Here is a 12,555-nt window from a genome sequence, read left to right as displayed (position 1 = left end):
GGGCAAGAGATGGCTGCATTGCCAGACAGAGATAAATTGCTGCGTAATTTTACGCGTTGCGCAAACTGGGAAGAGAAGTACCTCTACATCATTGAGCTGGGGCAGCGTCTGCCTGCCCTCAGCGAAAGCGACCACGTCCCGGAAAATAGTATTCAGGGGTGTCAGAGCCAGGTGTGGATAATAATGCACCAGAATGAAGCCGGGGTGATTGAATTAGCGGGCGACAGTGATGCGGCAATAGTCAAAGGCCTTATTGCCGTCGTGTTTATTTTATATCAGCAGATGTCCGCCCAGGATATTGTCGCTTTTGACGTCCGCCCGTGGTTTGAAAAAATGGCGCTCACTCAGCATTTAACCCCCTCCCGATCCCAGGGGCTTGAGGCGATGATCCGCGCAATCCGCTCCAAAGCCGCCAACATTAGCTAAACTATCAGGACAGCCCTCATTCTGCTCCGCGAGACGGCTCCCGCCTCGCGGATTTTTCAGCTTTCTGACGTTCTGTCAGTGAATAAGGAATCTCAGTATGAAGCGCGCGTCTTTATTAACTCTCATTCTTTTAGGTTCGCTCAGCGCGCTTAATAGCGCCCGGGCGGTGGATTATCCTTTGCCACCGGCTGGTAGTCGGTTAATCGGGCAAAATCAGACCTATGTTGTTCAGGAAGGTGATAATAACCTTCAGGCCATTGCGCGCCGGTTTAATACCGCTGCGCATTTAATACTCGAAGCCAATAATACTATCGCCCCGGTCTATCCGGCGCCGGGAACGGTGATCACCATTCCGTCGCAAATGTTGCTGCCGGATACCCCCCGGGAAGGGATTGTGGTGAATCTGGCGGAGCTGCGGCTCTACTTCTATCCGCCGGGTGAAAATAGCGTGCAGGTCTATCCACTGGGTATTGGACAGCTGGGGCTGGACACGCCGGTGACCACCACCCGCATCAGCCAGAAGATCCCGAATCCGACATGGACGCCAACTGCGGGCATCAGAGCGCGCTCGCTGGCCCAGGGGATCAAACTGCCGCCGGTAGTACCCGCAGGGCCAAATAACCCGTTAGGACGCTTTGCACTGCGTTTGGGCGTGGGTAATGGTGAATACCTGATCCATGGCACCAGCGCGCCGGACAGCGTGGGGTTGCGCGTCAGTTCCGGTTGTATGCGTATGAATGCGCCGGATATCAAAGCGCTCTTCGCCCAGACCTCTGTCGGCACGCGGGTGCAGATCATCAATGAGCCGGTGAAGTTCTCAGTTGAGCCGGACGGTAAGCGCTACGTTGAAGTGCATCGCCCGCTGGCGACGATGGAAGGGGAGAATCCGCAAACGCTGGCGATTGCCCACTCCAGTGCGCTTGCATCCTTTATATCGCAGAGCGGCAGCGATAAGACATTGGTGAACAAAGCGTTGTCGCGTCGGGCGGGTATTCCGGTAGAGGTCTCGACAGGTGCCGGGGCGAATGTTAACAGTACCGGGCTCTCAGCGAAGAACACGCTTTCGCCGATGGGGCATGAACAGGCGATTCAGTAAAGCGAAATGCGGGGCAAAAAAAATGGCGCACAATGTGCGCCATTTTATTAACACAGGTACTATTACTTACGGTATTTAGTAGCCTGGTTGTCCAGACGCTGGTTAGCGCGAGCTGCGTCGTCTTTAGCAGCCTGAACGTCGGAACGCATTGCGTTCACGTCGTTGCTCAGCTGGTCAACTTTAGCGTTCAGAGTCTGAACGTCAGAAGACAGCTGATCGATTTTAGCGTTGCTGGAGCAACCTGCCAGCAGAGTAGAACCCAGGATTACCGCGCCCAGTACCAGTTTAGTACGATTCATTATTAATACCCTCTAGATTGAGTTAATCTCCATGTAGCGTTACAAGTATTACACAAAGTTTTTTAGGTTGAGAATATTTTTTTGATGGGAATATGCCTATTTTTGATCGTTCGCTCAAAGAAGCACCTGTTTTGACTATTTCGAGGAAAATATTGTGTTAAAACAGACAATTTTCATCGGATTCATCTTAGAAAACGACCCCGTTAAATAGAAAAACCCGATTTGCTTTTTTAATAAATTTGGCTGATAGCGGAAATAAAAAAAGCGCCCCGAAGGACGCTTTTTATACAAACTAATTCGAACGAAATTATTACAGCACGTGAACAGATGCGGTATTAGTGGTGCCGCTTGGAACCAGTGCACCAGAAACCATCACCACTACGTCGCCTTTCTGCGCCAGGCCACGTTCAACCAGCTGCAGGGCCACTTCTTTACCCAGGCGGTAGAAATCGTCAGTAGAGGCGATCTCTTTTACCAGATGTGGAACCACGCCTTTGCTCAACACCAGCTGACGCGCAGTGGTTTCGTTGGTGGTCAGCGCCAGAATGGTGGCATCCGGGAAGTATTTACGCACTGCGCGAGCAGATTTACCGCCCTGGGTGGCGACGACAATCAGTGGCGCTTCCAGTTTCTCGGCTGTTTCTACCGCGCCACGGCATACCGCTTCAGTGATGCGCAGTTTACGGCTGTCGTTGTTGTAATCCAGACGGCTCTTCATCACGCGGTCGGTACGCTCACAGATGGTCGCCATGATGGAGACCGCTTCCAGCGGGTATTTACCTTTAGCAGATTCGCCAGAGAGCATTACCGCATCGGTACCGTCGAGGATGGCGTTCGCCACGTCGCCGGCTTCTGCGCGGGTAGGGCGTGGGTTTTTGATCATGGAGTCCAGCATCTGCGTTGCGGTAATAACCACTTTACGCGCGCGAACACACTTCTCGATCATCATCTTCTGCGCGAAGATTACTTCTTCAACCGGGATCTCAACGCCCAGGTCACCACGCGCAACCATGATGCCGTCAGAAGCTTCGAGGATTTCGTCGAAGTTGTTCAGGCCTTCCTGGTTTTCGATTTTGGAGATGATCTGGATGTTTTCGCCGCCGTGGGCTTTCAGGTGCTCACGGATTTCAACAACGTCAGAACGCTTACGGATAAAGGAAGCTGCAACGAAGTCAACGCCTTGCTCGCAACCGAAGATCAGGTCCTGTTTGTCTTTCTCAGCCAGTGCTGGCAGCGCGATGGAAACGCCTGGTAGGTTAACGCCTTTGTTTTCGCCCAGGTCGCCGTTGTTCAGCACTTTACAGATAACTTTGTTACCTTCGATAGCGGTGACTTCCATACCGATCAGGCCGTCGTCCACCAGAACGGTGTTACCGACGGACAGGTCGCTGGTGAAGCCTTCATAGGTCACAGCAACGATTTCACTGTTGCCGACAACAGACTTGTCTGTAGTGAAGGTGAAAGTCTGTCCCGCTTTCAGCGAAACGTCGTTGCCGCCTTCCAGTTTAATGGTACGAATTTCTGGACCTTTGGTATCCAGCAGGATTGCTGCTTTTTTACCGGTCTTGCTCATCACGTTGCGCAGGTTCTGGATGCGCTGGCCGTGTTCAGCATAGTCACCGTGAGAGAAGTTCAGACGCATCACGTTCATGCCGGCGTCCAGCATCTTGGTCAGCATCTCTTCAGATTCGGTTTTCGGGCCGATGGTGCAAACAATTTTCGTCTTTTTCATGACAGTCTTAGTCTTTAAGTTGAGAAGGATATGGAAATCTCGCTCCGCGGGCGCAGAGCCCTGGAGTCAAACCTGTGTTGCGAAATTTTTTATGGCACGCAGTAAGGATAGGTGACATCAATTGAGCGTGCAGAAGAATGTGTGCCTGTGTTTCAGCCCAGGGAGAGAGGTTAAGTTGTATGCGTTGTTTTTTGTAGTCCAAGCGCTGAAACCATTCATCAGAAGACAGGCGCGCATTATACGCTGAAAGATGCGCAAAAGGAAAATGAAAACAGCGTTTCAAAAATTATATATGCAGTTTTACAAAGGGTTGTTATCAATGCGTTAAGGTTGACTGCGTAGATGTTGCGTCCGCGAAAAACCTTCAGGCAAATGCCCCATTTTTATGCGTTTCGCCATGGCGACTTTTTAGCTATCGATTGCAGAAAATAAGCAAAGGGCCTTCTCCCCACGCGCCACGCCGCTTATCACTCAAAGTTATAAGATATTCGTTTTCATTCATTCAAAAGCTAATAACGGCTGTTTACTATCGTTTGGACATCCATACTGCTAAACTGCCACAGGCGAACGGATTACCCGAAGAATGATTGTACTCAGGAATATTTCGAAGATTTTTGACAACGGAAAAGTGGCGCTGACAGCCGTTGATAACGTGAACCTGACGATAGAGCAGGGGCAAATTTATGGAATTATTGGCTACAGCGGCGCGGGTAAAAGCACCTTAATCCGCCTGCTTAACGGCCTGGAAAAGCCGACCACCGGCAGCGTGACCATTAACGGACACGATATCTCCGCAGCGAAAGGTGAAACCCTGCGCCAGGCGCGGCTGAAAATCAGTATGGTGTTTCAGCACTTCAACCTGCTGTGGTCGCGCACCGTGAGCGAGAACATCGCCTTTTCAATGCAGATTGCCGGGGTGCCTAAAGCCAAAATCAAAGCCCGCGTGGCAGAACTGGTTGAGCTGGTGGGGCTGAAAGGCCGCGAACAGGCTTATCCGTCCCAGCTTAGCGGTGGGCAAAAGCAGCGCGTCGGCATTGCCCGCGCGCTGGCCAATAACCCGGACGTGCTGCTCTGCGACGAGGCCACCTCGGCGCTGGATCCCCAGACCACCGATCAGATCCTCGATCTGCTCCTCGACATCAACCGTCGTTTTAAGCTGACTATCGTGCTTATTACTCATGAGATGCACGTGGTGCGCAAAATCTGTGACCGCGTGGCGGTGATGGAAAACGGCAAAGTGGTGGAAGAGGGCGACGTGCTGCAGGTCTTTACCCATCCTCAGCAGCCAATTACGCAACAGTTTGTGCGTCAGGTCAGCCAGTACGCCGAAGACGAAACCTTTAACAGCGAGCTGGCAAACGAACTGGAAGGCACCGTTATTAAGCTGACCTTTACCGGCCACAGCACTCACAAGCCGGTCGTCGGGGAACTAACGCTACGCTACGGCCTGCCGTTTAACATCCTTCACGGCAAAATGACACAAACCGCCCATGGCGTCTTCGGCCAGCTCTGGCTGCACGTGGTGGCAACAGATGAACAACTGAACAATATCCTCGCCGATTTGCAGCACAGTGATATTGAAGGTGAGGTAATTAAACATGGCTGAGAATCTCTTCCCGCACCTGAAATGGGACCAGCTCTGGGCGGCCACTCTGGAGACGCTGTATATGACCGCGCTCTCCGGCGTTGCGACTTTTGTGCTCGGGCTTGTCCTCGGTCTGGCGCTGTTTTTAACCGCCCGCGGTGGCATGTTCCATAACCGTACGGTCTACAGCGTCATTTCGATTGTGGTGAACGTCTTCCGCTCCATCCCGTTCATCATTCTGATTGTGCTGCTGATCCCCTTCACCAAAACCGTGGTGGGGACCATCCTCGGGGCCAACGCCGCACTGCCTGCGTTGATCGTCGGCGCCGCGCCGTTCTATGCCCGTCTGGTGGAGATCGCCCTGCGTGAAGTGGACAAAGGGGTGATCGAGGCGACGCGCTCAATGGGCGCCCGACTCAGCACATTAATCTTTCGCGTTTTACTGCCGGAATCATCGCCTGCCCTGGTGTCAGGGATCACGGTGACGCTGATTGCCCTGGTGAGCTACAGCGCCATGGCGGGGGTGATTGGTGCCGGTGGTCTGGGAAATCTGGCTTACCTGGAAGGTTTCCAGCGCAACCATGGTGACGTCACGCTGGTGGCAACGGTGACCATTTTGATCATCGTTTTCATTATCCAGTTCTGCGGCGACATCATTACTTCCATTCTTGATAAAAGATAAACACAACAATACACAGGAACCATCATCATGAAAAAGACACTGACGTTGATCGCCGCAGCAACCCTGAGCGCCCTGAGCTTTGCCTCCTGGGCTGATACCCTGACCGTGGGAGCCTCTAACACCCCGCACGCCGAAATCCTGGAGCAGGCGAAGCCGATTCTGGCGAAACAGGGTATCGATCTGGAGATTAAACCGTTCCAGGACTACATCCTGCCGAACACCGCGCTGGCGGGTCGTGACATCGACGCCAACTACTTCCAGCACATTCCATACCTGAACAGCGTGCTGAAAGATCACGCCGGGGATAAAGAGTACGATTTCGTCAGCGCCGGGGCGATCCACATCGAGCCAATCGGTATCTACTCCAAAAAATACAAGTCGCTGAAAGATCTGCCGGAAGGCGGCAAAATCATCATGCGTGATGCGGTCTCTGAAGAGGGACGTATCCTCTCTATCTTCGAGAAAGAGGGCGTGATCAAGCTGAAGCCGGGCATCGACAAAGTGACCGCGCGCATCAGCGACATCGTTGAGAACCCGAAAAAGCTGCAGTTCACCCCGAACGTAGAAGCCTCCCTGCTGCCGCAGATGTATAACAACGACGAGGGCGCGGCGGTTGTCATCAACGCCAACTACGCCATCGACGCCGGTCTGGACCCGGTTCACGACCCGATTGCAGTAGAGAGCGGTGAAAACAACCCGTACGCCAACATCATCACCGTTCACCGTGGCGATGAGAAGAAGAAAGACATCATGGCGCTGGTGGATGTCCTGCACTCTAAAGAGATCCAGGACTGGATCCGCACCAAGTATAAAGGCGCGGTGATCCCGGTTAACAACTGATTTATCCGTTTGATTTCAAAGCCCGGCGAGTCTCTCGTCGGGCTTTTTTGTATAACGGCGATGAATCTATTAAGCTGGCATTTTAAGGCAACGGAGTGAAAGTCATGGGCAATGTAACCAAAGACGAAGCGCTGTATCAGGAGATGTGTCGCGTGGTAGGCAAAGTCGTTCTTGAGATGCGCGATTTGGGGCAGGAGCCGAAGCATATCGTTATCGCCGGGATACTGCGCACCGCGCTGGCAAACCAGCGGGTGAAACGCAGCGAATTAACCACCCAGGCGATGGAAACCGTCGTTAAAGCGCTGGCCGGTTAAGCCGCCAGCGTTTCGCCAGCTGTTCAACGCCACAGCACAGCAGGTAATAGACCACACCAGTAAAAATAAAAATAGCCGCCGGGTAGATCTGCACCCGGTTGTTCACCTGGCCTGCCACGGTGGTCAGCTCCGGCACGTTGACAATAAACGCCAGCGAGGTGTCCTTCAGCAGGCTGATAAAAATCCCCATTAGCGAAGGCAGGGTGTTGCGCAACGCCTGTGGCAGCAGGAGTAACCCCAGCGTTTGCAGCGCGCCAAACCCCTGGGCCTGCGCGGCTTCATATTGTCCTCCAGGCAACGCATTCAGCCCGGCCAGCACGGAGTGCATCACGGCGGCGGCAGTAAACCACGCCAGCGCCAGTGTAACGGTGAGCGCCCCCGGCAGATCGCCTCCGGTGATGAGGGGTAACAGATACCACAGCCAGAAAATGACAAAAATCAGCGGGATCCCGCGGATAATCTCCGCCCACAGGAACAAGGTGTTGCGTATCGCCCCCGGGAAACGCCACGCCAGGCCCGCCAGCGCAATTCCTGCCGGGAACGCCAGCGCCGCGGCGCCGAACGCCATCAGGAGCGTCAATAGCACGCCGCCAGGCTGTCCGGCCGCAGCCCGTCCCCAGAGCAGATAATCCAGGTTATCGGTAATGACATTCAGTCCGGCTAGCATTTTTCTTCACTCCGGGTCGTCAGCGCGGCTTTACGCCGCCGTTCTGTTGAGGGGCCCAGTTTCGTCAGCAGGACGCCCATCGCCACGCCGGTAAGCAGGTACAGCACCGTGCCGACGCTGAAGGCCTCCAGCGCGTGGGCGTTATAGCTCTCTATCTGCCGCACCTGGTAGGTGAGTTCCGCAAAGCCAATGCCGCTCGCCAGCGAGGAGAGTTTCATCAGATTGAGGTACTGACCCACCACCGGCTGCCAGGCGTTCGCCAGCCCCTGCGGCAGCAGGATGTACCGTAACAGCGGCCAGGGGGAAAAGCCCTGCGCCAGGGCGGCTTCCCGCTGCCCGGCGGAAACGGCGCGTAGCCCGGCGGTGATCTCCTCGGTCAAAAAAGCCGAGGTAAAGACTCCCAGCCCCCAGGCGGAGCAGAGAAACTCTGGCGTAAACCACCAGACCTGACCCGGCAGCACTGACCAGGCATGATCGTCCATCACAAAGGTGCGAAACCCCTGCGGCAGCCCGTTCCAGGCGGCGAAATACCAGAACAGCAGCTGCACCAGCAGGGGCGTATTGCGAAACAGCGACACCCACAGGGCGACGATATGCGCCCCGATGCGCCCCCCGGCGAGACGCAACCCCAGTGAGGCAAGAGTAATAAGGCTGGCGACCACCATCCCTGCCAGGGTCACCCACAGGGTGGTGAGAAAACCGGAGAGGATCCACTGCAAGGGCTGGCCGGTCAGCACCCCTTGCCAGTCGAGGGCAGGCATCACAACGCTCCCGGATGCAGCGGGTTCAGCACCTTCTGCAGAAAACGCTGGGTGCGCGGATGGGCAGGATGCTGAAAGAACTGCTCTGGCGGAGCCACCTCCAGAATGTGGCCGCCGTCAATGAACACCACCCGGTCGGCAATTTCCCGGGCAAACTGCATCTCATGGGTGACCACAATCATGGTGATCCCGCTGTGGGCGAGGGCTTTCATCACCAGCAGCACTTCGCCAATCATCTCCGGATCGAGGGCCGAGGTGGGCTCGTCAAAGAGGATGATCTGCGGCGAGGAGGCCAGGGCCCGGGCGATCGCCACCCGCTGCTGCTGCCCACCGGATAAGGCTTCCGGATAGTGATCGGCTTTATCCGCCATCCCCACCTGCGCCAGCAGTGCATCGGCGCGGGTGTCGGCCTCTGCCGAATGCCAGCCATGAACGTGCCTCAGCGCCAGGGCGATGTTTTGTCGGGCCGTCAGATGGCTGTAGAGATTAAACTGCTGGAAGACAAAACCGACCCGGCTGCGCAGCTGGCGCAACGCCTGGCGGGAGAGCTGACGCGTCGATTTCCCGTCAATCAGGATGTCGCCGGAGGTGAAATCTTCCAGCTGGTTGATCAGGCGAATCAGCGTCGATTTACCGGAGCCCGACGGGCCGAGAATGGCGACCACTTCACCTGGCGTGACGCTGAGGTTGATGCCTTTCAGCACCGGGCGGTCGCCGTAGCGTTTCACCACCTCGCAAAAGGTGACGCTGGCCTGTTGCAGATGTGAAAAATCCGCGGCACGGGCCGCGGAGCGAGAGAATAAACCTGACAGCATATTACTGAGCTTCTATTTTAAAGGCACGAGGCTGCGGGGAGGGCGTCTGTGGACCAAACCAGGCATCGTAGATTTTTGCCGCGTCGCCGGTATTCTCCAGCTTCACCAGCTCATCGTTCACCACCTTTAACAGTGCGGTTTCGCCTTTTTTCACTCCGACGCCAATCTCTTCTTTACTTAGGAGGTCAGGGAGGATCTTAAAGTTGGCTTTATCCGGCGCCTGCGCCAGCAGACCCGCCAGAATGGTGCTGTCCTGGGTGATCGCCTGCACGTTGCCGTTGCGCAACGCCGTCAGCGCCAGCGGAATATCATCATAAGAGAGCACGCGCGATTGCGGAAAACGCTGATGCAGCGCCTGCTCCCCGGTCGTCCCTTTCACCGCCCCGATACGCGCCTTGCTGTAGGCCTCCAGATTGTCCGCGCCCTTGGCCGGAACCAGGAACTGCTGCCCGGTCACGAAGTAGGGAGTCGAAAAGTCGATCACCTGCGCCCGTTCCGGGGTGATGGTGATATCCGCCACAATCAGATCCGCTTTCCCGGACTGCAGCAGCGGGATGCGGTTTGCCGGGTTAGTGGCGACCAGCTCCAGTTTTACCCCGAGTGATTTTGCCAGCGCTTTGGCGAAGTCGACATCATAGCCGACGATCTCGTGGCTTTTCGCATCCACCGATCCAAACGGCGGATTGGCATCAAACGTTGCGACTTTCACCACGCCCGCCGCCTTAATATCCGCCAGCTGGTCTGCCTGCGCCTGGGTGGAAACCATCCCGACAGCGGCCAGTAAAGCCAGTGCCAGCGTCCGTTTTGTGTGTATTGCCATAGGTTCCTCTGCTTCTGTTTTTATTTTGTCCTCATACGCTCCCATACCCGGCGCGGGTAGCCAAATGCCAATATTGTCTTTGCTTAACGAAAAAAAGCATGAGTGAACAGCGCGTTACCCATCAGTTAAAGCAGCGTTGCTTTTGCGCCTGGCGCAAATCCTCTGCCGGAATCGGCATTTCCACCGCCGACGGATTGCTGGTTTACTGCATTCAGGCTGAACACATGAGGAACAGGGCAATGGACACACTGATGAGTACGTTACGGCGGTTTTTTACCGCACGATCGGAAGAGAACAGCGCGCAGCGTATTATTGAATCCATTCTGCCTGTCGCCAGCCTCTACGGTGTGGATATCGCCAATATTGACCCGGAGTGGTTCCATGACCAAACGCCACGCTGAACACCGCCTGGTGCGGGAAACATACTGGAATGAGGTGTGCGATCTTCACCGCGCCTTCTGCCATTCTGGACGCTAACATCCAAAAATCGCCGCAAGTTTTGTCCACGGCTTAGCTTCCTGCTAAGGTCTCTGGCGTCTTTTTCCTGCGCCAGTTAAATGAATGAACAGCAAAAACTATCTACAACGAGGGCTCCTGATTTGGCTCACGCTCTGCCTGCTCAGCAGCGTGCTGCTGTATGCCGAGCAGATCCGCCGTCAGTACTGGGCACTCGACCGGGAATTTGCCACGGCGTTTACGGAGATCGGCGCGGTTCTCACCCAGAATGAGTCAGTGCTGCCGCTGTTGAATGGCGATGAAGATCTGGCGGCGCTGCGTAAAAAATTCCCGCAAATACTCGACCTGCAAACCACCTCTGGTCGCGCGCTCGACGCCGCCCGGGTGGAACCCCTGGCGGGCACGCAGTACTGGCTCTATAACCCCTGGCGACAGATACGGGTGCTGATTGACCCTTCGCCGGTTCTCACCGCCTGGCCCCGCTTTTCCCGCCTCACCCTGAATCTCTCCGGTGAGATGCCGCCACCGCCAACAGAGGCTTTCTGGCACTGGCAGCGACAGTTTTCTCAGCATACCCAGCCGTTTATTCTGCTGGCCGAGGCCCAACCGGCGTGGCTGAGCGTGGCGCTGCTGCCGTTTGTCCTGCTGTTTGCGGGCTGGGCTATTGTGGTGGCGGCAGGTGGCGTGATCCTCTGGCAGCGTAAGCAGCGCCAGAACGCCGACCAGCGCGCCTGGTACTATCAACATGCCCGGCTCAATACCCTGGGGGAGATCACCGCGGGCATCGTGCATGAGATCAACCAGCCTCTCACGGCGGTGCAGACCTGGATCCAGGGGGCGCAGCGCCAGTTGCGCCAGGATAACCCTGCGGCGGTTGCTCAGGCGCTGGGCTCGGCGCTGGTGCAAACCCAGCGCATTAGCGCGCTGCTGACCCGCTTTCGTGAGCACGTGACCCAGGAGGCTGTCACCTTAGGGGCGGTGGATCTGGCCGAGTGCTGGCGGCAGGTCAGTAACCTGCTGGAGCATGAGCGCACCGCCAGTCCTGTTCGTCTTACCCATGATTTCGCCGCCGATGCCCGCACGCTCTGCGCCGACCGGCTGTGGCTGGAACAGGTGCTGCATAATCTGCTCAGCAACGCTATTCAGGCCCAGCAGGAGCGCGCCGCGGGATGGGTGCATATCCGCAGCCACCGCGAAGGCGAACGCATCCACATAGCGATCACCGACGGCGGCCCTGGCTTTACCCCGGAAGCACTCCACAACGCCTTTATGCCTTTTTATAGTGGGCGAGAGGGCGGCACGGGGCTGGGAATGACCTTAACGGAGTCGTTGGTCACCCGGATGAATGGCACGCTCGCTCTGGATAATGCCCCGCAGGGCGGGGCCAGAATCAGATTACAGTTTGCTCACCACGGGGGTCAGGTAAATGGATAACGTCATCTGGTTGATTGATGATGATGCGTCAGTCAGGGAGTCGCTGGTTTTTCTTTTCACAGGTATGAACTGGCATGTGGAGCCTTATGACAGTATTGCCGCGTTTACCGCGGCTCAGAGTGGGGAAAAATCCCTGACCGGCTGTCTGCTACTGGACATGCGCATGCCGGGCAAAGGTGGGCTCGCCTGGCTGGAGGAGGACGCCTGGCCGTGGCCGCTGCTGCCGGTGATCCTCATGACCGGCCATGGCACCATTGATGCCTGCCGCCGCGCGTTTCACAACGGCGTGTTTGAATTTTTCACCAAGCCGCTGGATGCCGACACGCTGATTGAATCCATTACCGCCGCCCTCACCGAAAGCCAGCGGCGCCTGGGCGTCTGGCAGGAGGCCACGCGGGTCCGAGCGCGGTTTGAACAGCTCACCACCCGGGAACACGAGGTGCTGCTGGCGCTCATGGAAGGCAGCAGTAATAAAGAGGTCGCCGCCCGGCTGAATCTCTCCCCAAGGACAGTAGAAGCGCACCGGGCGGCGGTGTTCGTCAAGCTGGGCGTCTCAAGCCTGGTGCAGGCCATCCGGGAATACGACAAATTACAATCCGTATAACTACCAGGATCACCGCGTAGTCAA

Annotated in this window: 15 protein-coding genes; 9 read left to right on the top strand and 6 right to left on the bottom strand. The window is 56.1% G+C overall.

Annotated elements, in window-relative coordinates:
- The first annotated feature begins 9 nt into the window (after positions 1-9).
- Together sufE and DVA44_RS13900 are read left to right on the top strand one after the other, a co-directional pair.
- A complete protein-coding gene (sufE, locus tag DVA44_RS13905) occupies positions 10-426 on the top strand; it encodes a cysteine desulfuration protein SufE (RefSeq protein ID WP_103179326.1) in 417 nt (138 codons plus the stop codon).
- Positions 427-523: 97 nt separating this feature from the next.
- Positions 524-1,522, top strand: a complete 999-nt coding sequence (locus DVA44_RS13900) for a L,D-transpeptidase family protein (protein WP_114315207.1) — start codon at positions 524-526, stop codon at positions 1,520-1,522.
- A 62-nt stretch (positions 1,523-1,584) separates the two neighbouring features.
- On the opposite strand, the gene lpp is transcribed toward DVA44_RS13900, so the two are convergent.
- Together lpp and pykF are read right to left on the bottom strand one after the other, a co-directional pair.
- Entirely contained in the window at positions 1,585-1,821 is a 237-nt protein-coding gene (lpp, locus tag DVA44_RS13895) for a murein lipoprotein Lpp (protein ID WP_001082307.1), read from the bottom strand.
- Positions 1,822-2,131: 310 nt separating this feature from the next.
- Positions 2,132-3,553: a pyruvate kinase PykF gene (pykF, locus tag DVA44_RS13890; RefSeq protein WP_103179328.1), complete on the bottom strand. Its 1,422-nt coding sequence runs from the start codon at positions 3,551-3,553 to the stop codon at positions 2,132-2,134.
- A 583-nt stretch (positions 3,554-4,136) separates the two neighbouring features.
- Between pykF and DVA44_RS13885 the strand changes: the two genes are divergently transcribed.
- The 4 genes from DVA44_RS13885 (at position 4,137) to fumD (ending at position 6,974) form a co-directional block, all read left to right on the top strand.
- A complete protein-coding gene (locus tag DVA44_RS13885) occupies positions 4,137-5,159 on the top strand; it encodes a methionine ABC transporter ATP-binding protein (RefSeq protein WP_103179329.1) in 1,023 nt (340 codons plus the stop codon).
- A complete protein-coding gene (locus DVA44_RS13880) occupies positions 5,152-5,820 on the top strand; it encodes a methionine ABC transporter permease (RefSeq protein WP_103179330.1) in 669 nt (222 codons plus the stop codon). Before DVA44_RS13885 ends, DVA44_RS13880 begins: the two co-directional genes overlap by 8 nt.
- A gap of 27 nt (positions 5,821-5,847) precedes the next feature.
- Entirely contained in the window at positions 5,848-6,660 is an 813-nt protein-coding gene (locus tag DVA44_RS13875; protein ID WP_114387290.1) for a MetQ/NlpA family ABC transporter substrate-binding protein, read from the top strand.
- Between the two features lie 104 nt (positions 6,661-6,764).
- Positions 6,765-6,974 (top strand): fumarate hydratase FumD, encoded by a 210-nt coding sequence (gene fumD / locus DVA44_RS13870; RefSeq protein WP_114387289.1) that lies wholly within the window; start codon positions 6,765-6,767, stop codon positions 6,972-6,974.
- Here the strand turns inward: fumD and DVA44_RS13865 are convergent.
- From DVA44_RS13865 to DVA44_RS13850, 4 genes are read right to left on the bottom strand one after another with little or no spacing between them, the layout of a single operon-like run.
- Positions 6,955-7,641, bottom strand: coding sequence for an amino acid ABC transporter permease (locus tag DVA44_RS13865; protein WP_114387288.1), 687 nt, complete (start codon positions 7,639-7,641; stop codon positions 6,955-6,957). The genes fumD and DVA44_RS13865 overlap by 20 nt on opposite strands.
- Complete coding sequence (locus tag DVA44_RS13860) at positions 7,635-8,402, bottom strand: amino acid ABC transporter permease (RefSeq protein ID WP_114387287.1); 768 nt, start codon at positions 8,400-8,402, stop codon at positions 7,635-7,637. The genes DVA44_RS13865 and DVA44_RS13860 overlap by 7 nt, the downstream gene beginning before the upstream one ends.
- Entirely contained in the window at positions 8,402-9,217 is an 816-nt protein-coding gene (locus DVA44_RS13855) for an amino acid ABC transporter ATP-binding protein (protein WP_114387286.1), read from the bottom strand. Before DVA44_RS13855 ends, DVA44_RS13860 begins: the two co-directional genes overlap by 1 nt.
- Position 9,218: 1 nt before the next feature.
- Positions 9,219-10,037, bottom strand: coding sequence for an ABC transporter substrate-binding protein (locus tag DVA44_RS13850; protein ID WP_114387285.1), 819 nt, complete (start codon positions 10,035-10,037; stop codon positions 9,219-9,221).
- Between the two features lie 251 nt (positions 10,038-10,288).
- On the opposite strand from DVA44_RS13850, the gene DVA44_RS25715 reads away from it, so the two are divergent.
- The 3 genes from DVA44_RS25715 (at position 10,289) to DVA44_RS13835 (ending at position 12,531) form a co-directional block, all read left to right on the top strand.
- Positions 10,289-10,438, top strand: coding sequence for a hypothetical protein (locus tag DVA44_RS25715; RefSeq protein WP_168194440.1), 150 nt, complete (start codon positions 10,289-10,291; stop codon positions 10,436-10,438).
- A 160-nt stretch (positions 10,439-10,598) separates the two neighbouring features.
- Entirely contained in the window at positions 10,599-11,927 is a 1,329-nt protein-coding gene (locus tag DVA44_RS13840) for a sensor histidine kinase (protein WP_114387283.1), read from the top strand.
- Positions 11,920-12,531 carry a response regulator transcription factor gene (locus DVA44_RS13835; RefSeq protein ID WP_114387282.1) on the top strand — a complete coding sequence of 204 codons (612 nt, stop codon included), beginning with the start codon at positions 11,920-11,922 and terminating at the stop codon, positions 12,529-12,531. Before DVA44_RS13840 ends, DVA44_RS13835 begins: the two co-directional genes overlap by 8 nt.
- Positions 12,532-12,555: the final 24 nt, after the last annotated feature.

The sequence above is a fragment of the Leclercia sp. W17 genome, assembly GCF_003336325.1.
Taxonomy (GTDB): Bacteria; Pseudomonadota; Gammaproteobacteria; order Enterobacterales; family Enterobacteriaceae; genus Enterobacter.
This window is presented reverse-complemented; position numbering and strand designations above follow the sequence as displayed.

Coding starts and splice junctions, on each gene's coding strand:
- pykF (WP_103179328.1), bottom strand. CDS start 3,553: ATGAAAAAGACGAAAATTGTTTGCACCATCGGCCCGAAAACCGAATCT.
- DVA44_RS13880 (WP_103179330.1), top strand. CDS start 5,152: ATGGCTGAGAATCTCTTCCCGCACCTGAAATGGGACCAGCTCTGGGCG.
- DVA44_RS13865 (WP_114387288.1), bottom strand. CDS start 7,641: ATGCTAGCCGGACTGAATGTCATTACCGATAACCTGGATTATCTGCTC.
- DVA44_RS13860 (WP_114387287.1), bottom strand. CDS start 8,402: ATGCCTGCCCTCGACTGGCAAGGGGTGCTGACCGGCCAGCCCTTGCAG.
- DVA44_RS13850 (WP_114387285.1), bottom strand. CDS start 10,037: ATGGCAATACACACAAAACGGACGCTGGCACTGGCTTTACTGGCCGCT.
- DVA44_RS13875 (WP_114387290.1), top strand. CDS start 5,848: ATGAAAAAGACACTGACGTTGATCGCCGCAGCAACCCTGAGCGCCCTG.
- DVA44_RS13840 (WP_114387283.1), top strand. CDS start 10,599: ATGAACAGCAAAAACTATCTACAACGAGGGCTCCTGATTTGGCTCACG.
- DVA44_RS13885 (WP_103179329.1), top strand. CDS start 4,137: ATGATTGTACTCAGGAATATTTCGAAGATTTTTGACAACGGAAAAGTG.
- DVA44_RS13835 (WP_114387282.1), top strand. CDS start 11,920: ATGGATAACGTCATCTGGTTGATTGATGATGATGCGTCAGTCAGGGAG.
- DVA44_RS13855 (WP_114387286.1), bottom strand. CDS start 9,217: ATGCTGTCAGGTTTATTCTCTCGCTCCGCGGCCCGTGCCGCGGATTTT.
- lpp (WP_001082307.1), bottom strand. CDS start 1,821: ATGAATCGTACTAAACTGGTACTGGGCGCGGTAATCCTGGGTTCTACT.
- fumD (WP_114387289.1), top strand. CDS start 6,765: ATGGGCAATGTAACCAAAGACGAAGCGCTGTATCAGGAGATGTGTCGC.
- sufE (WP_103179326.1), top strand. CDS start 10: ATGGCTGCATTGCCAGACAGAGATAAATTGCTGCGTAATTTTACGCGT.
- DVA44_RS13900 (WP_114315207.1), top strand. CDS start 524: ATGAAGCGCGCGTCTTTATTAACTCTCATTCTTTTAGGTTCGCTCAGC.
- DVA44_RS25715 (WP_168194440.1), top strand. CDS start 10,289: ATGAGTACGTTACGGCGGTTTTTTACCGCACGATCGGAAGAGAACAGC.